Annotated in this window: 15 protein-coding genes and 1 pseudogene; 12 read left to right on the plus strand and 4 right to left on the minus strand. The window is 72.4% G+C overall.

The genetic code is table 11. The features are described 5' to 3' along the window. Positions 1 to 59: 59 nt before the first annotated feature. From ACFFKU_RS00230 to ACFFKU_RS00255, 6 genes are all read left to right on the plus strand, one after another. Positions 60 to 1,100: a LacI family DNA-binding transcriptional regulator gene (locus ACFFKU_RS00230; RefSeq protein ID WP_380134275.1), complete on the plus strand. Its 1,041-nt coding sequence runs from the start codon at positions 60 to 62 to the stop codon at positions 1,098 to 1,100. A gap of 151 nt (positions 1,101 to 1,251) precedes the next feature. Then, positions 1,252 to 2,949: an ABC transporter substrate-binding protein gene (locus ACFFKU_RS00235; RefSeq protein ID WP_380134278.1), complete on the plus strand. Its 1,698-nt coding sequence runs from the start codon at positions 1,252 to 1,254 to the stop codon at positions 2,947 to 2,949. 1 nt (position 2,950) lies between these two features. Continuing rightward, entirely contained in the window at positions 2,951 to 3,937 is a 987-nt protein-coding gene (locus ACFFKU_RS00240) for an ABC transporter permease (protein ID WP_380134281.1), read from the plus strand. A gap of 18 nt (positions 3,938 to 3,955) precedes the next feature. Beyond that, the gene (locus tag ACFFKU_RS00245) at positions 3,956 to 4,888 is read left to right on the plus strand and encodes an ABC transporter permease (RefSeq protein WP_380134283.1); all 933 of its coding nucleotides are present in this window, start codon (positions 3,956 to 3,958) and stop codon (positions 4,886 to 4,888) included. Continuing rightward, entirely contained in the window at positions 4,885 to 6,642 is a 1,758-nt protein-coding gene (locus ACFFKU_RS00250; RefSeq protein WP_380134284.1) for an ABC transporter ATP-binding protein, read from the plus strand. Before ACFFKU_RS00245 ends, ACFFKU_RS00250 begins: the two co-directional genes overlap by 4 nt. Beyond that, positions 6,639 to 7,919, plus strand: a complete 1,281-nt coding sequence (locus tag ACFFKU_RS00255; RefSeq protein WP_380134286.1) for a glucoamylase family protein — start codon at positions 6,639 to 6,641, stop codon at positions 7,917 to 7,919. The genes ACFFKU_RS00250 and ACFFKU_RS00255 overlap by 4 nt, the downstream gene beginning before the upstream one ends. 48 nt (positions 7,920 to 7,967) lie before the next feature. Here ACFFKU_RS00255 and ACFFKU_RS00260 read toward each other — a convergent pair whose 3' ends face one another. Further along, the gene (locus ACFFKU_RS00260; protein WP_380134287.1) at positions 7,968 to 8,594 is read right to left on the minus strand and encodes an SAM-dependent methyltransferase; all 627 of its coding nucleotides are present in this window, start codon (positions 8,592 to 8,594) and stop codon (positions 7,968 to 7,970) included. 148 nt (positions 8,595 to 8,742) lie between these two features. On the opposite strand from ACFFKU_RS00260, the gene ACFFKU_RS00265 reads away from it, so the two are divergent. Next, a complete protein-coding gene (locus tag ACFFKU_RS00265) occupies positions 8,743 to 9,660 on the plus strand; it encodes a sugar phosphate isomerase/epimerase family protein (RefSeq protein WP_380134290.1) in 918 nt (305 codons plus the stop codon). Here ACFFKU_RS00265 and ACFFKU_RS00270 read toward each other — a convergent pair. Beyond that, positions 9,629 to 9,946: pseudogene (locus ACFFKU_RS00270) on the minus strand (DMT family transporter); the annotation flags it as partial. The gene ACFFKU_RS00265 and the pseudogene ACFFKU_RS00270 sit on opposite strands and share 32 nt — an antisense overlap. A gap of 245 nt (positions 9,947 to 10,191) precedes the next feature. Here ACFFKU_RS00270 and ACFFKU_RS00275 point away from each other — a divergent pair. After that, positions 10,192 to 11,196 carry a sugar phosphate isomerase/epimerase family protein gene (locus ACFFKU_RS00275; RefSeq protein ID WP_380134291.1) on the plus strand — a complete coding sequence of 335 codons (1,005 nt, stop codon included), beginning with the start codon at positions 10,192 to 10,194 and terminating at the stop codon, positions 11,194 to 11,196. A 9-nt stretch (positions 11,197 to 11,205) separates the two neighbouring features. Here the strand turns inward: ACFFKU_RS00275 and ACFFKU_RS00280 are convergent, their stop codons facing one another. Beyond that, positions 11,206 to 11,841 carry a TetR/AcrR family transcriptional regulator gene (locus ACFFKU_RS00280; RefSeq protein ID WP_380134293.1) on the minus strand — a complete coding sequence of 212 codons (636 nt, stop codon included), beginning with the start codon at positions 11,839 to 11,841 and terminating at the stop codon, positions 11,206 to 11,208. Between the two features lie 145 nt (positions 11,842 to 11,986). Next, complete coding sequence (gene ykgO / locus ACFFKU_RS00285; RefSeq protein WP_380134294.1) at positions 11,987 to 12,109, minus strand: type B 50S ribosomal protein L36; 123 nt, start codon at positions 12,107 to 12,109, stop codon at positions 11,987 to 11,989. 84 nt (positions 12,110 to 12,193) lie between these two features. On the opposite strand from ykgO, the gene ACFFKU_RS00290 reads away from it, so the two are divergent. From ACFFKU_RS00290 to ACFFKU_RS00305, 4 genes are all read left to right on the plus strand, one after another. Further along, positions 12,194 to 13,039 carry an ABC transporter ATP-binding protein gene (locus tag ACFFKU_RS00290; RefSeq protein WP_380134297.1) on the plus strand — a complete coding sequence of 282 codons (846 nt, stop codon included), beginning with the start codon at positions 12,194 to 12,196 and terminating at the stop codon, positions 13,037 to 13,039. After that, positions 13,036 to 13,803, plus strand: a complete 768-nt coding sequence (locus ACFFKU_RS00295) for an ABC transporter permease (RefSeq protein ID WP_380134299.1) — start codon at positions 13,036 to 13,038, stop codon at positions 13,801 to 13,803. Before ACFFKU_RS00290 ends, ACFFKU_RS00295 begins: the two co-directional genes overlap by 4 nt. 49 nt (positions 13,804 to 13,852) lie before the next feature. Next, positions 13,853 to 14,959, plus strand: coding sequence for an ABC transporter substrate-binding protein (locus tag ACFFKU_RS00300; protein WP_380134301.1), 1,107 nt, complete (start codon positions 13,853 to 13,855; stop codon positions 14,957 to 14,959). A 264-nt stretch (positions 14,960 to 15,223) separates the two neighbouring features. Further along, complete coding sequence (locus tag ACFFKU_RS00305; RefSeq protein WP_380134303.1) at positions 15,224 to 15,670, plus strand: RICIN domain-containing protein; 447 nt, start codon at positions 15,224 to 15,226, stop codon at positions 15,668 to 15,670. The last annotated feature ends 1 nt before the right edge of the window (position 15,671 follow it).

The raw sequence follows: 15,671 nt of genomic DNA on the forward strand, positions 1-15,671 counted from the left end.
AGCCGGTTACATGGCCGACTCGATCACGACCGTCCAGCATCCGGGGAAGGAGGTGGATCATGGAGGACGGACGTCGACCGACCATCCGTGACATCGCCCGCGAGGCGGGGGTCTCGGTCGCGACGGTCTCGCGCGTGACCCACGACGACGCGCGGGTGGTCGCGGCGACCCGGCGCCGCGTGCAGGACGCCATCGACCGCCTCGGCTACTCGCCCTCGGCGTTGGGTCGCGGCCTCGCGACGCGACGCACGAACACGCTCGGGATCGTCCTCCCGGGGCTCGGCGGCCCCTACTTCGCCGAGCTGGTGCAGGGCGCGGAGAGCGTCGCCGTCGAGCGGGGCACCGCCATCAACGTCCTCGGCACCCACCTGCGGCCCGACGCCGACGGGGCCGTGCGCGACCTCGCCGCCCGCACCGACGGGCTGATCGTCGCCGGCGGCACCGTGGGGGAGGACCTCCTCGTCCGGCTCAGCGCCGGGACCCGCGTGGTCCTGGTGGCGGGGCGCTCCGACGTCGTCCCGACGGTGCGGACCGACGGACGGGCCGCGGCGATCGCGCTGACCAAGCACCTCGTCGCTCCGCGGGAACGCGGCGGGCACGGCTACCGGAGGCTCCGGTTCCTCGGGGAACCCTCCGGCTCGCCCGACACCCACCTGCGCTACAGCGGGTTCCGTCAGGCCCTCGGCGACGCCGGGCTGGCCGAGTGCGGTGAACCGTTGCGCTACGGCCTCGAGGTCGGTTCCGGGGCCCTGGCCGCCCGCCGGTTGCACGAGCAGCACCGCGACGGCGACCGGCTCCCCGAGGCGCTGGTCTGCGCCAACGACGAGCTGGCCTTCGGCATGCTGATCACGTTGCCGGGTCTCGGGTACCGGCTGCCCGACGACGTGGCCATCACCGGTTTCGACGACCAGGACCTCGCGGCGCTGGCCTCGCCCACCCTGACGACGGTCCACCAACCGGTCCACGACCTCGGGGCCCGTGCCGCGGCCCTGGCGCTCGACGGGACCGGGGGTCGTGGCCCCGTCGGTCCACCGGGGACCGACGTCGTCCTCCCCACCGAACTGGTGGTCCGGGAGTCCTGCGGCTGCTCCGCCGCCTGACCCTCCCGGACCGCCGCCCCGACCGGGCCGCCGGCGCCGACGCCGCACGACCCCGTCCGTGACGACGACCACCACGACCACCACGACGCACGAGACGCACGAGACGCACGAGACGCACGACGGGCAGCGGCCCGGGAACGAGGAGGTTCCGATGAGCAGGACGCGCACCACGGCCGTCGCGACGGTGCTGGCGGCGGTGATGACCGTCCCGGCCTGCGCGAACATCGGCCTGCAACCGGCCCCCGAGGCCCCACCGGGATTCATCGGCGAGCTGCGGATGCCCTCGGAGGCCGGCGGTTCGGTGCAGGGCCTGGAGAACTACAACTGGCTCTCCCCGAACGCCAGCGTGCAGACCTGGCTGTTCGAGCCGCTGATGATCCGGGACCGGTTCACCTGCGAGGCCGTGCCCATGCTCGCCACCGGGTACGACTGGACCAGCACGAGCCGACTGGTCCTGCACCTGCGCGAGGGGGTGCGGTGGAACGACGGCGAGCCGTTCACCGCCGACGACGTCGCGTTCTCCATGAACGCGGCCAGGGAGTACCCGGGGATGGACCGTTCCGGCCTCTGGAGCGACCTCTTCGGGGCGCCCGCCACCGCGGTGACCGCGACCGACGACCGGACGGTCGTCGTGGACTTCGCGGGCAACGCCACCGCCAAGACCGACTCGATCCTCGACCTGCGGCCGCTGCCCGAGCACGTCTACGCCTCGGTGGGGGATCCGACCCGCTACGTCGACACCGAGGGCGTGGCCACCGGGCCGTTCATGCCCGACGCGTACAACGGGCGCCGGGTGACGCTGCAGCGCAACCCCGACTACTGGCAGGCGGACAAGGTGAAGGTCCAGCGGCTGGTGCTCGAGGGCCAGTTCGACGCGAACTCCGGTGCGCTGCGGTTGCGGTCGGGGGCCCTGGACCTCTACTCAGGCGACATCCCCAACCCCGAACGCTCGATCGTCGCGCCCGACCCCGAGCACAACCACTACTTCTTCCCCCCGGACTCCACCACGGTGCTGGCGATGAACACCGAGAAGCCGGTCCTCGACGACCCCCGCTTCCGTGAGGCGATCGCGCACGGCATCGACCGCGAGGGCCTGGCCCTGCGTTCCAGCTTCGGCATCATGGAACCCGCCTCGCAGACCATGCTGCTGCTGCCCTTCCAGGCCGCCGACGTCCCGGAACGCTGGCGCGGCAAGGAGTACGTCGGCTACGAGCCCCGACGGGCCGAGCAGCTGCTCGACGCGGCGGGGTATCCCCGGGGCGCCGACGGCTGGCGGACCGGGCCCGACGGGGCGCCCCTCGACCTCGTGCTGTCCATCCCGGCGGGGTGGATGGACTTCATCGCCATGGGCGACGTGCTCGTGCGGAACCTGCGTGCGGTCGGCGTGCAGGCCCGCATGGTGGCCACCGACCCCAACGCGGTGGAGTCGATGAAGAAGTCCGGTGACTTCGACCTGGCCCTGGACTTCGTGGCGGGCGGCTGCCAACGGTCGCGCGACCTCGGGGCGACGCTCTCCAGCGCCCAGATCTCCAGCGGTGACGAACTGCTGCTCAACCGCGCCCGGTTCTCCGACCCGGAGGTCGACGCGTTGCTCGCGGAGTGGTCGGCGACCCTGGACCCGGCCCGGGCGAAGGAGATCGAGGGGCAGGTCATCGACGTCTTCATGACCGAGTACCCCTACATCGCGCTGCAGTACGCGCCGAGCCGGTTGATCTACCGGACCGAGAACGCGGTGGGCTGGCCGAGCGAGGAGAACCCCTACCCCGTCGACAAGCTGATCCGGTTGGCGACGCGCTGGCAACCGCCCGCGGGTGCGGACGCGACCCGGGCGCTCGGAGAGGAGAACTGACGTGCGGTACTACGTGCGCAAGACCGGGTACTTCCTGGTGACCCTCTGGGCCGCGGTGACCCTGAACTTCGTCATCCCGCGGTTCCAACCGGGCGACCCGGCCGAGGTGATGGTCACCCAGATGACCGGGCGCGGCGAGGTCGACCCGGCCCAGGTCCAGGCCGTCCGGACCATGCTCGGCTACGGCGACGAGAACGTGCTCGTGGCCTACTGGCAGTACCTGGGCCAGTTGCTGCGCGGGGACCTCGGCATCTCCTTCACCTACTTCCCGTTCCCGGTCACCGACGTCATTGCCCAGGCCCTGCCGTGGACCCTCGGGCTCGTCGGCATCGCCCAGGTGCTGTCGTTCGTGCTGGGCACCACGCTCGGAGCGGCGGCCGCCTGGCGTCGCAACAGCCGCTTCGACAGCACGGTGTCCATCGGCTCGACCTTCGTGGGCAACCTGCAGGCCGTCTGGATCGGGCTCATCGTCCTGTTCGTGCTGGCCTACCAGCTCGGGTGGTTCCCGGCCGCGGGAGGCTGGGGACTCACCGACCCGGGCTGGAACTGGATGTTCGTCGCCGACGTGGTGGCGCACGGGTTCCTGCCGGCCCTCACGCTCATGGTGACCGCGCCCATCGCGTTCATCCTCTCGATGCGCAACACGATGGTGCAGGTCCTCGGCGAGGACTACATCCGGCTCGGGACGGCGGCCGGGCTGCGGGAACGCACCGTGGCGTTCGGCTACGCCGCCCGCAACGCGCTGCTGCCGGTGGTCACCGGCTTCGCCCTGTCGCTGGGGGTGCTGATGAGCGGCTCGATCCTGGTCGAGTCCATCTTCGACTACCCGGGGATGGGCCGGTTGATGGGCGAGGCGACGGCGGCCCGGGACTTCCCGCTCATGCAGGCGGTCCTGCTGGCCACCATCGTCATCGTCCTCACCGCGAACTTCGTGGTCGACCTGATCTACCCCCTCATCGACCCCCGCGCCCGCCGCGCGGCCCGCTGACCCGGAACGGAGACGATGATGTCCCTCACCCCCCTGAGCAGTCCGTTCGTCCGGCGCGGCGCCCGCAGCTCCGACGAGACCGAGGCCTGCGCGGGTCCGCCCCGCTGGTACTCGATCATCTGGACCTCGCGCAAGGCGCGCATCGGCATCCTGATGCTGGGCTTCTTCCTGCTGGTGGCGCTGTTCGCACCGCTCATCGCCCCGCACTCACCCGACGACGCCGGTTTCGTCCCCGTGCAGGACCCGAGCTGGTCGCACTGGCTGGGGACCAACACCCTCGGCTACGACATCTGGGCCCAGCTGGTCCACGGCACCCGCCTGTCGCTGGCCATCGGCCTGCTGGGTGGGACGGCCACCATCCTCATCGCCCTGGTGATCGGCCTCCTCGCCGGTTACGCCGAGGGGACCTTCCTCGACGACTCGCTCTCCTTCCTCACCAACCTCGCCCTGGTCGTCCCGGTGCTGCCGTTGATGATGGTCATCGTCGCCTACAGCGAGACCCGCGGTCTGGGTCTGCTGGTGGTCGTCGTCGCGGTCACCAGCTGGGCGGGGGCGGCCCGGGAGATGCGTTCCCTCATCATCTCGATGCGCAACCGCGACTACGTCCAGGCCGCCCGGTTCGGCGGGGACCGCACGGGACGCATCGTGTTCCGGGAGATCCTGCCGAACATGAGCTCGCTGCTCGTGTCGGGGTTCATCGGTGCCTGCACGGCCGCCATCGCGGCCGAGGCCGGGTTGTCCTTCCTCGGCTTCGGCGACCCGAACACCGTGAGCTGGGGCCAGATGCTGGCCCAGGCCAACGCCAACGGTGCCCTGGTGCAGGGGCTGTGGCTGTGGCTGGCCGCCCCCGGCCTCGTGCTGGCCCTGCTGATGACGTCGTTGACCTTCGTGAACTTCGGCGTCGACCTGTTGAGCAACCCCCAGCTGCGCGAGGAGGAGAACGCCCGATGAGCACCCTGGTGAACGACGCGCGGACCGAGCGGCCGGACCGGGAGACCCCGGTCCTCGACGTCCGGAACCTCTCGGTCCGCTACGAGCCGCGGATCGGGCGTCCGGTGGACGCCGTGCGCGACGTGTCCCTGCGGGTCCGCCCCGGTGAGTTCGTCGGCCTGGCGGGGGAGTCCGGGTCGGGCAAGACGACCCTGGCCCAGGCGGTCCTGCGGCTGCTGCGCCGGCCCGGACGGATCACCGGGGGCCAGATCCGCTGGGGCGAGCACGACGTGACCCACCTCGACCCGCAGCGCGACGCCGAGGCGCTGCGCCCGCTGCGCTGGAGCTACGTCTCCACGGTCTTCCAGTCCAGCATGAACTCGTTGAACCCGGTGCGGCGCGTGCGCTCGGTGTTCGAGGACGTGCTCGGCCAGCACGACGGGCTCGACCGTGAGGCCGCCCGGGCCCGGGCCGCGGAACTCTTCGACCTGGTCAGCGTCGACGCCCGGTTCCTCACGATGTACCCCCACGAACTGTCCGGGGGGATGCGGCAACGGGTGAACCTGGCTCTCGCGCTGGCCCTGCGTCCCCGCCTGGTCCTGTTCGACGAGCCGACCACGGGCCTCGACGTCGTGGTGCAGCGCTCCATCCTGGACAAGATCCGGGAGCTGCAGGAGCGTGAGCGTTTCGGCGCGGTCCTCATCACCCACGACATGGGGACCCTGCTGGAGTTCTCCGACCGGGTGGCCGTCATGTACGAGGGGGCCGTGGTCGAGGACGTGGCGGCCACGACCGCGGTGCGCGAGGGACCGAGCCACCCGTACTCGGTGCACCTCGTCGGGTCTTACGCCCAGCTCGTCGGTGACGTCGCCCCGGCCGAGGGCGTCCCCGGGTACCAGGGGGCCCGGGTCGCGGACCCCGACGCGGTCGCCCAGGAGGCACCGGCCGCGGCGGGTGCCGCCGCCCGCATCCTCGACGTGGAGGGTCTGGGACGCCGCTTCGAACGCCGCCGCGGTCTGCGCACCGAGGTGGTCGACGCCGTGAAGGACGTCGGCTTCACCCTCGACGAGGGCGAGGTGACCGCCCTGGTGGGGCAGTCCGGGTCGGGGAAGTCCACCATCGCGCGGATCCTGACCCGCATCGACAGCCCCACGGCGGGTCGGGTGCGCTTCCACCCCCGCGGGTCGGAGCCGGTCGACCTCACCGCGCTGCGCGGCGACGTCGCCCAGGAGTACCTGCGTGCCGTCCAGTACGTGTTCCAGGACCCCTACGCGGCGCTCAACCCGACCCGGACCGTCGGACAGGCCCTGGTCCGCCCGCTGCAGAACTTCCACGGGATCTCCCGGGCGGAGGCCCTGGACCGCGCGGGCGACCTGCTGGGCTCGGTCGGTCTCGCCCCCGCCGGACGCTTCCTGAACCGGTTCCCGCACGAACTGTCCGGCGGTCAGCGCCAGCGCGTCGTGATCGCCCGGGCGCTGGCCCCCGAACCCCGGCTGATCGTCGCCGACGAACCCATCGCCAGCCTGGACGTCTCCATCCGGGCCGAGATCCTGGAACTGCTGCAGTCCCTGGTGTCGGAGCGGGGCGTGGGGATGCTCTACATCACCCACGACCTGCTCTCGGCCCAGACCCTGGCCAACCACGCCCTCGTGCTGCGGCACGGGGAGCTGGTGGAGTCCGGTCCCGCGCGGCGCGTCATCGAGGACCCGCACGCGGAGTACACCCGCGAACTCCTGGCCGCCATCCCCAACCCCTTCCGGAAGGCCGTCGCATGACCTCCGCCCCGACCCTGACCGCCCTGGACCCCGACGTCCGCCGCGCGCTGGACGCCGAGGTGGACGCCTCGATCCGGTGGCTGTGGCGGTTCTCCACCGCCGACCCCAGCTCCCCCGGCTGCGGGTTGGTCCTGGACCGCGACGACGAGCCGGGCATCGGCACGGTCGCGGCGACGGGTTTCGCGCTGGCCGCCTGGTGCGTGGGCGTCGAACGGGGGGTGCTCGACCGGGCCGCGGTGCTGGAGCGGGTCCGCGGCACCCTGCGCACGCTGGAGTTCTCCGTGCCGCACCGCAACGGGTTCCTGGCCCACTTCGTCGACCCGGCCACCGGGGCCCGGCACGGCCGCTCGGAGTACTCGACCATCGACACCACCCTGGCGCTGCTGGGGGCGGTGGCCGCGGCCGGGTACCTCGACGAACCCGACGTCCGCGACACCGTGGACCGGTTGCTGGGGCGCATCGACTGGACGTGGCTGGTGGCCCGGGAGGACGGGCGCACCGTGCTGCGGATGGCGTGGGTCGCCGACGCGGGGGACGACTACGGTGCGGAGGCCGACGCGGGGGGTTTCGTGAGCTCCTGGTCGATGACGGCCGAGCAGCTGCCGATGTACCTGCTCGCCGCCGGGCATCCCGGCGTCCCGGCGGGGCTGGCCCGCGCCCTCTGGGACGGGTTCGAGAAACCCCGGGGCGAGTTCGGTGGTCACGGGTGCGTCTACGAACCCGGCGGAACCCTCTTCACCTACCACTTCCCTATCGCGTTCTTCCCGTTCGGCCGGTTCCGGGACGTCGACGGGAGGGACTGGTGGGCGAACGCCCGCGAGGCCACGCTGGCCTCCCGGGCGTGGTGCGCGGCCGAGTCGCACCGGTTCCGGACCTTCGCGGCGGGGCTCTGGGGCCCGGCGGCCGGGCTCGGGCCGGACGGGTACGTGGTCAACGGCGCGAAACCCTGCCGCGCGCCGGAGCCGCACTGCGACGGCACCGTCCCCCCCGTCTCGCTCCTCGGCGCGCTGGCGCTGGCCCCGGCGGAGACCCAACCCGCCCTGCGGCGACTGTTCACCGAGCACCCCGCCGCCTCGGGGGAGTGGGGGCTGACCGACGGGGTGAACCTGGAGGGACCCGAACCCTGGTACGCGCCGGCCCGGTTCGGGCTCAACAAGGGGGCGGGGGCGCTGCTGGGGGCCGTCGCGCTGGGCAGCACGCTGATCTGGGACGCCGTCGAGTCGCACCCCTGGACCCGGCGGGGCATCGCGGCGCTGGGTTTCTCCGCGGCGTCCTGACCCGGGCCTGGCCGGGGCCCAGGACCGGAGCCGGAGGCGGGACGTGACTCAGGGACGCCGACGGGCGAGCAGGGTCGCGTCCTCGATGTCGTGCTCGACCCCGTCGCGCACGACCCGCCGCGGTCGTTCCTCGGCGACGAGCACTTCGAAGGCGTCGTCCAGGGCGCCGAGCAGGTCCGCGGCGCGGAACATCGCCGCCCGGTGCGCGGCGTTCAGGTGGGTGAAGAGCTCGGAGGGGGCGTGACCCACGACCAGCAGGTGCCCGCCCGGGGCCACCGCCGGGGCGAGCCGCGCGACCACGGCGGCCATCCCCGCGTCCGGCGGGTGCAGGAAGTGGGTGGTCACCAGGTCGAACTCACGTCCGTCCGCGTCGAACTCGCGGGCGTCCACCTCCCACACGTCCACCCGCCCGCCGACCCCGGCCTCCTCGGCGTGGCGGCGGGTGCGGGCGAGCCCGTTGGTCGAGAAGTCCGCCCCGGTGACCTGCCAGCCGCGCGAGGCCAGCCAGACGACGTCGCCCCCCTCGCCGCAGCCGAGGTCCAGCGCGGTGCCCGGCGGCAGGTCGGCGACCTCGGCGACGAGCTGCGCGTTCGGGCCTCCGCTCCACACGCGCTCCTCGCCCGAGTAGCGCTCCTGCCACGAGGCTGGTTCGAAGGGGTCCTCGGCGACGCTCATGGGCCGAGTCTGCCAAGTCGCCCCGTCCGCTCGTGCCGTACCCGCCCGGGGCTTTCGCCGACCCCCGGTGATCTGACAGAGTGATCTGTCAGGATGTCAGGACAAGCACAACCGTCGGTCACGGTCGACCGGGAGATGGGCAGAGCACATGCGCGCGACAGTCGCCGGGGCACCGGTCAGCTTCGGGGTCTTCGAACTGACCCCCGAGGGGGCCGAGGTGCTCGGCCCCGACGACATGCTGGAGATCCTCGTCGAGACGGGCTACGCCGGTGTCGACCTCGGCCCCGAGGGGTTCCTCGGTCGCGGGCGTGAGCTGCAGCAGCGGCTGCAGCGGTTCTCCCTGGAGCTCGCCGGCGGCTGGGTGCAGCTGCCCTTCTCCGACGACGAGGCGTTCGCCGCCGCGCTGCCCGAGCTCGACCGCGCGCTGGCCGTGTTCGCCGACGCGGCCGAGCTGGGGCCCGCGCGGTTGCCCAAACCCACCCTGGCCGACGGCGGCTCGGCCGCGCGGCAGGCCAGCCCCGGCCGGGGGGCCGAGGTGGACGCGCTGGCCGAGGAGTCCTGGTCGCGGTTGGTGCGCAACTGCGCCGTCGCCGCCGAGCGGGTCCGGGCCGCGGGCCTGGAGCCCACGTTCCACCACCACGCCGGGACCTACGTCGAGAACCCCGCGGAGATCGACCGGTTCCTGGCCGAGGTCGACATCGACCTCACCCTGGACACGGGCCACCTGCTCATCGGCGGGGGCGACCCGCTGGACGTGCTGCGCCGCTGGGGTTCCCGGGTCAACCACCTGCACCTGAAGGACGTGGACCGCGCGTTGCTGGACGCCACGGTGGCTGCCGGTGGGGGGATGCCCGAGGTGTGGTCCTCGGGGGCGTTCACCGCCTTCGGTCGCGGCGACATCGACCTCACCGCGGTGATGGACGCGGTCGACGCGCTGGGTTTCGACGGCTGGGTCGTGGTCGAGCAGGACGTGCTCAACACCCCCGACGTCTCGCTTGCCGAGTTCCGCACCGAGCGCACCGCCGACCAGCGGGTCAACCGCGAGGCGTTGCGGGCCTGGGTCTGAGGCGGGCCCGCACCGCCACCGTCGCGCAGGTCGGCACGACCAGCGCACCCACCACGGTGACGGGCGGCACGGTCTCGCGCAGGAGCAGGGCCGCCCAGGCGATGCTAAGGACCGGTTGCAGCAGCTGGACCTGGGCTACCTGGGCGACCGGGCCGATGGCCAGCCCCCGGTACCAGGCGAAGAAGCCGAGGAACATGCTGACCGAGGCCAGGTAGCCGAAGGCCGCCCATCGGGTCGGGTCGGCGGTGGGTGCCCCCGCCCGCAGGCTGATCACGAGCAGCACGAGCCCGGTGAGCGGCACGGTGAAGCCGAAGGCGGGCCACCCTCGGCCGTCCCCACGCGGGGCCGGAGATCAGAGATGGCGGGAGGTGTTCTTCCGCGACGGCGCTGTCCTGCTGGTTCACGCATCGTGGTGGCCGCAGGTGGCCTGGGCGGGGGAGAGTCCCGGAACACCCGCGATCGCAGGGTGGAATTCTATAGAGGGCTGGGTAAGACTGGCGGGGTACGCAAGGACGGACGAAGGAGTCGACGATGGCACGCCCGATCACCCTCTTCACCGGCCAGTGGGCCGACCTGCCCTTCGAGGAGGTCGCGCGGCTCGCGGGGGAATGGGGTTACGACGGCCTGGAGATCGCCAGCTGGGGCGACCACCTCGACGTGTCCCGGCACGCGGACGCGGCCTACGTCGCCGGACGCCAGGAGATCCTGCAGCGCAACGGTCTCCAGGTCTGGACGATCTCCAACCACCTGGTCGGTCAGGCCGTCTGCGACGACCCGATCGACGCTCGTCACCGCGGGATCGTCCCGGACCGCGTCTGGGGGGACGGCGAGGCCGAGGGGGTCCGCCGGCGTGCGGCCGAGGAGCTGAAGGACACCGCCCGCATGGCGGCGGCGCTCGGGGTGAAGACCGTCACCGGGTTCACCGGCTCCTCGATCTGGAAGACCGTGGCGATGTTCCCGCCGGTGCCGGACGGCATGGTGGAGGCCGGGTACCAGGACTTCGCCGACCGGTGGAACCCGATCATGGACGTGTTCGACGAGGTCGGCGTGCGGTTCGCGATGGAGGTCCACCCCTCCGAGATCGCCTACGACTACTGGACCGCCAAGCGCATGCTGGAGGCCATCGGGCACCGGGAGGCGTTCGGGCTGAACTGGGACCCCAGCCACATGGTCTGGCAGCAGGTCGACCCCGTCGGATTCATCCTCGACTTCGCCGACCGGATCTACCACGTCCACTGCAAGGACTCCAAGGTCAAGACCGGCAACGGCCGCAACGCCCGGCTGGCCTCGCACCTCGCCTGGGCCGACCCGCGCCGGGGCTGGGACTTCGTCTCGGTGGGTCTCGGCGACGTGCCGTGGCAGGAGTGCTTCCGGGCGCTGAACTTCGTGGGGTACCAGGGTCCGTTGTCGGTGGAGTGGGAGGACGCCGGGATGGACCGCCTCGTCGGGGCCCCGGCCGCGCTGGACTTCGTGCGGCGCAACGCCGTCGACCCCTCGGCCGCGGCGTTCGACGCGGCGTTCTCCCAGCGCGGCTGACCCGCGGGGTCAGCCGCCCGCCCCGAGCAGGGCCCGGACCCCGGCGTCGACGTCGGCGCCGGGGTCGCCCCAGGGCAGTCCGGGTTTGTTGATCCGCAGGGATACCGCCCCGTGCAGGAACTGCCACACCCGCGCCGCGGTCGCCCACGGGTCGAGATCCCCGAGGACCCCGTCGGCGCGGGCGGCCTCGAGGTCACCCGCGACGTCGTCGAGCAGCTCCCGACCGGGGACCACGTCCGTGGCGGGCATGAGCGAGGGCACCAGGCCCGTCTCGTAGAGCACGCGGTAGCGCCCCGGGTGCCGCAGGCCGAGCTCGACGTAGGCGTGGGCGAAGGCCAGCACCCGGGCCACGGGGTGCTCGGCCCCCGCCCGGGCGGTCGCGACCTCCTGCTCGAGCTCGGCGAACAGCCGCTCCACGACGGCGCGCAGCAGCGAGGTCTTCGACGAGAAGTGCAGGTAGAGCGACGGGGGAGTGACCCCCACCGCGTCGGCCACCGCCCGCATCGAGACCTGGTGCTCGTCACCCAGGTCGGCCAGCAGTCGGGCGCCGGCGTCGAGGATCTGTTCCCGGAGCAGGTCGCCCTCGCCGCGGCGCACACGGTGCCGCCCCTCGCCGATGGTGGGTCGCTGCGGTCGGGTGCTCATGGCGTCAGGCTAGTGCATTGATTAGGTTAACGAGTCGTTAGTCACCTCCCCTCGAAACCCGAAACCCGAGACCCGCCCCGAAGCCGGGGGGTGCCGACCGGGCCAGAACGGGAGGGTCAGGTCGCCCCGACCCTCCCGGCCGCATTCAGCCCTGACGTCCCTTGAACCGCGGGTTCTGCTTGTTGATGACGAAGATCCGTCCGCGGCGCCGGACGATCTGCGCCCCGGGCTGGTTCTTGAGTGACTTCAACGAGGCTCGGACCTTCATGTCCCCCTGCTCCTTTTCTGAGAACGATTGTCAGGAAGAAGCTAGCAGGCGTGGCCGCGGCGGGGCCTGGGTAGGGTTCCCCGGGTGAACGGGCAGACGGCGGGGGAGAGCATCGTCGTCCGCGACGTCGGGCAGGTCTACGCGGCCCGCTCGGGCCCCCCGACCGTCGCGCTGGACCACGTCGACCTGACCGTCCCGCGCGGGCGCTTCGTGAGCGTCATCGGCCCCAGCGGGTGCGGGAAGTCGACGCTGCTGCGCGTCCTCGCCGGCCTGGAGGAACCCCGCACCGGGTCGGTCTCCGTGTTCGGCGCGACCCCGGCCGCCGCCGCGGCCGCCAAGTCGGTGGGCTTCGTCCCGCAGGTGCCTGCCCTCCTGCCCTGGTCCTCCGTGCTGCAGAACGTGCAGGTGCTCGGCCGGGTCAACCGGGCCGCCGGTCGCCGCCGCCCGGCCCCGCCCGCCGGGTGCGAGTTCGTCACCGACCCGGTGAGCCTGCTGACCCGGCTCGGTCTCCAGGACGTCCTGCACGCGCGGCCCGCCGAGCTGTCGGGGGGGATGCAGCAACGGACGGCCTTGGCCCGCGCGCTGGCCCTGCAGCCGGACGTCCTGCTCATGGACGAGCCGTTCTCGGCCCTGGACGAGTTCACCCGCGAGGCCGCCCAGCTGCAGCTGCTCGACGTCTGGTCGGAGCTGCGCACGACCGTGGTGTTCGTGACCCACTCGATCACCGAGGCCGTCCTCCTCTCCGACACCGTGGTCGTGATGGCCTCGGGGCCCGGACGCATCGCGACCTCGATCCCGGTCGACCTGGCCCGGCCCCGCCACCACGGCCAGCTCGACTCCAGCGCCATGCACGCCCTCGAGCACCGCGTCCGGCAGGCGCTCGGCGCGGCCTACGCCGAGGCCGGGGTCCTGCGCGGGAGCACCGCGTGAGGCTGTTCCGGCGGGCGGCGGTCGTCCTGCCGGCGTTGCTGGCCCTCGTCGTCGTCGGAGCGGTCTGGACGGTGGTGGAACGCGACCACCCCTACGTGCTCCCGCCGCTGGCCGACGTGGGTGCCCAGCTCGCCGGCGAGCCCGGGCTGTTCCTGGCGAACGCGTGGACCACGCTGTCGGAGGCCCTGCTCGGCCTGCTGGTCGGGACGGTCGCCGCGGTCCTCGTCGCGGTCGCGGTCTCGGAGTCCACCCTCCTGCGCCGGGCGGTCATGCCGTTGGCCGTCGTGCTGAACGTGACCCCGGTGGTGGCCATCGCGCCCGCGCTGGTGGTCGCGTTCGGGTTCGGGATCCTGCCCAAGGTGCTCGTGACCGGCCTCATCACGTTCTTCCCCGTCCTCATGAACACGCTGACCGGCCTGCGTTCGGTGGCCCCGCCCGTCCTCGCGGTGTTCCGCAGCGTCCGGGCGACGCGCCTCGACGTCCTGCTGCGGCTGCGGCTGCCCAGCGCGCTGCCCTACGTGTTCGCGGCCCTGCGGGTGACGTTCCCGCTGTCGCTGGTCGGCGCGATCGTGGCGGAGTTCTCCGCGGCCGGCTCCTCGCGGGGACTGGGCACGATGATCCAGGTGGCCGCGGCGAACTCCCAGCTCGACGTCGTGTTCGCCGCGATCGCCTGCCTGGCGGTCATGGGGTCCGTGCTGCTGGTCGCCGTGACCCTCGTGGAGCGTCGGGTGCTGGCCTGGCACGACTCCCAGCGCCGGACCTGACCGACGACCCCATCCGGGTGGGACGGGCGGCGTCCGCCAAGATGTCGCCATGAGGACGCGGAGGAGCTGGGCCCACCCCCTGACCGGGGTGGCGGCCGCGCTGGTGCTGGTGCTGGCGGGTTGCGGCGGGGACGGGGAGGGCGACGCCTCGCCGACGCCGACCGGCAGCGCGGGCGACGCGGTCCCCGCCGAACGGTGCCGGGCGAACCGCGACGCCGGGCCCATCACCTACGTCACCGGTTACCAGTACCAGGCGTCGGCCAGCATCCTCGACCCGGTGGCGGCGAAGGCCCTCGGGTACTTCGACGAGGTGTGCCTCGACGTCACCCTGCAACCGGGCACCGGTGAGACCGCGCAGAACGCCCAGCTCGTCGCCGCGGGCACCGCGCAGATCAGTTCCATGAGCGGCCAGAGCGACGTCATCGTGAACGTCGCGAACGGGGTCGACGTCACCGCCGTCGCCACCTTCGGCCACGTCCCCATCGCGACGTTGATGACCGAACCGTCCGTCACCGACCTGAAGCAGCTGGACGGGACCACCCTGGGTCAGAAGGGGGCCCTGCCGGTCGCGATCGACGGGATGCTGCGGGCGGCCGGCGTCGACGTCGCCTCGATCACCCAGGTCGTCGTCGGGTACGACCCGAGCGTCCTGGTGCGTGGCCAGGTCCAGTCGCTCACCGGGTACAAGTCCAACGAACCCCTGACGCTGGCCGCCCGCGGCGACACGGTGAAGCAGTGGAACCCCGAGGACTACGGGGTCCCCGGCTCGATCGCCACGACGATCGTGAACCCGGCCTTCCTCGCCGAGCACCGCAGCGCGGTCGAAGACTTCCTGCGGGCCCAGCTGCGGGCCTACACCTACTGCGAGACCCACGGGGCCGAGTGCGTCGGGTACGCCGCCGACCTCGCCCAGACCGGCTACGACGAGGACCACAACGAGCAGGTCTGGAAGACCGAGCACGACCTGGTGGACTCCTCGCTGCCCGCCGGGGAGGTGCTCGGTCAGATCGGCGTGGAGTCCATGCGCTCGGAGGCGGACTTCCTGCTGGCCCGCGGACAGATCGAGGCCGTTCCCGACCTGGCCGCGGTGACCGACACCACCGTCGTCCCCGCCCTCTACGACGAGACCGGAGAACTCCGCTGGCCCGTCCGGTGAGACCGGGGAGGGACCGGAGGTCGGGACGCACCGGATCCGTGGTTCCCGGGACGAGGGCGGCGGTGCGGCGCTAGCTTGTGCTCGATCGCCACCAGTGGGGTGGTCGATCCGCGCAGGAGACCGTTCGTCGTGGTGTCGTCCTCGGGTGAGGGCGACGCACCGACGGCCGTCCGGGCAACGGCGCCCGGTGGCTTCGGCCCGTCTCGACACGTCTGCGCGGCTGGTGCCGACCAGCATCTGTGCCTCGTGTTCCCAGGAGAAGACATGCGTCTCAGGAATGCCGTCACCGTCCTCGCCGCCACGGCCGCGCTCGTCGCGACCACCGGCGCCCCCGCCGGAGCCGGGGTGATCCGCACCTACACGAACGTCGCCACGGGTCTCTGCATCGACAGCAACGCCAGAGGTCAGGCGTACGTCAGCCGTTGCAACGGCGGGAACTTCCAGAAGTGGGACGTCACCGGGACCGACAGCTCGACGGTCCTCCGGAACGTGGCGACCGGTCTCTGCCTCGACAGCAACGCCCGGCGAGCCGTCTACACCCTCGGTTGCAACGGCGGGAACTTCCAGAAGTGGACGGTGACCCGGTTCGGAGACGGCTCGGTCGTGCGCTTCCGCAACGTGGCGACCGGCCTCTGCCTGGACAACAACACCGAGTTCCAGGCCTACACGCTGTCCTGCAACGCAGGGAACTTCCAGAAGTGGCGGCGCTGAC

It is taken from the genome of Kineococcus gynurae (assembly GCF_042433995.1).
In the GTDB taxonomy this organism is placed as follows: Bacteria; Actinomycetota; Actinomycetes; order Actinomycetales; family Kineococcaceae; genus Kineococcus; species Kineococcus gynurae.

Coding starts and splice junctions, on each gene's coding strand:
- ACFFKU_RS00230 (WP_380134275.1), top strand. CDS start 60: ATGGAGGACGGACGTCGACCGACCATCCGTGACATCGCCCGCGAGGCG.
- ACFFKU_RS00235 (WP_380134278.1), top strand. CDS start 1,252: ATGAGCAGGACGCGCACCACGGCCGTCGCGACGGTGCTGGCGGCGGTG.
- ACFFKU_RS00245 (WP_380134283.1), top strand. CDS start 3,956: ATGTCCCTCACCCCCCTGAGCAGTCCGTTCGTCCGGCGCGGCGCCCGC.
- ACFFKU_RS00250 (WP_380134284.1), top strand. CDS start 4,885: ATGAGCACCCTGGTGAACGACGCGCGGACCGAGCGGCCGGACCGGGAG.
- ACFFKU_RS00255 (WP_380134286.1), top strand. CDS start 6,639: ATGACCTCCGCCCCGACCCTGACCGCCCTGGACCCCGACGTCCGCCGC.
- ACFFKU_RS00260 (WP_380134287.1), bottom strand. CDS start 8,594: ATGAGCGTCGCCGAGGACCCCTTCGAACCAGCCTCGTGGCAGGAGCGC.
- ACFFKU_RS00265 (WP_380134290.1), top strand. CDS start 8,743: ATGCGCGCGACAGTCGCCGGGGCACCGGTCAGCTTCGGGGTCTTCGAA.
- ACFFKU_RS00275 (WP_380134291.1), top strand. CDS start 10,192: ATGGCACGCCCGATCACCCTCTTCACCGGCCAGTGGGCCGACCTGCCC.
- ACFFKU_RS00280 (WP_380134293.1), bottom strand. CDS start 11,841: ATGAGCACCCGACCGCAGCGACCCACCATCGGCGAGGGGCGGCACCGT.
- ykgO (WP_380134294.1), bottom strand. CDS start 12,109: ATGAAGGTCCGAGCCTCGTTGAAGTCACTCAAGAACCAGCCCGGGGCG.
- ACFFKU_RS00300 (WP_380134301.1), top strand. CDS start 13,853: ATGAGGACGCGGAGGAGCTGGGCCCACCCCCTGACCGGGGTGGCGGCC.
- ACFFKU_RS00305 (WP_380134303.1), top strand. CDS start 15,224: ATGCGTCTCAGGAATGCCGTCACCGTCCTCGCCGCCACGGCCGCGCTC.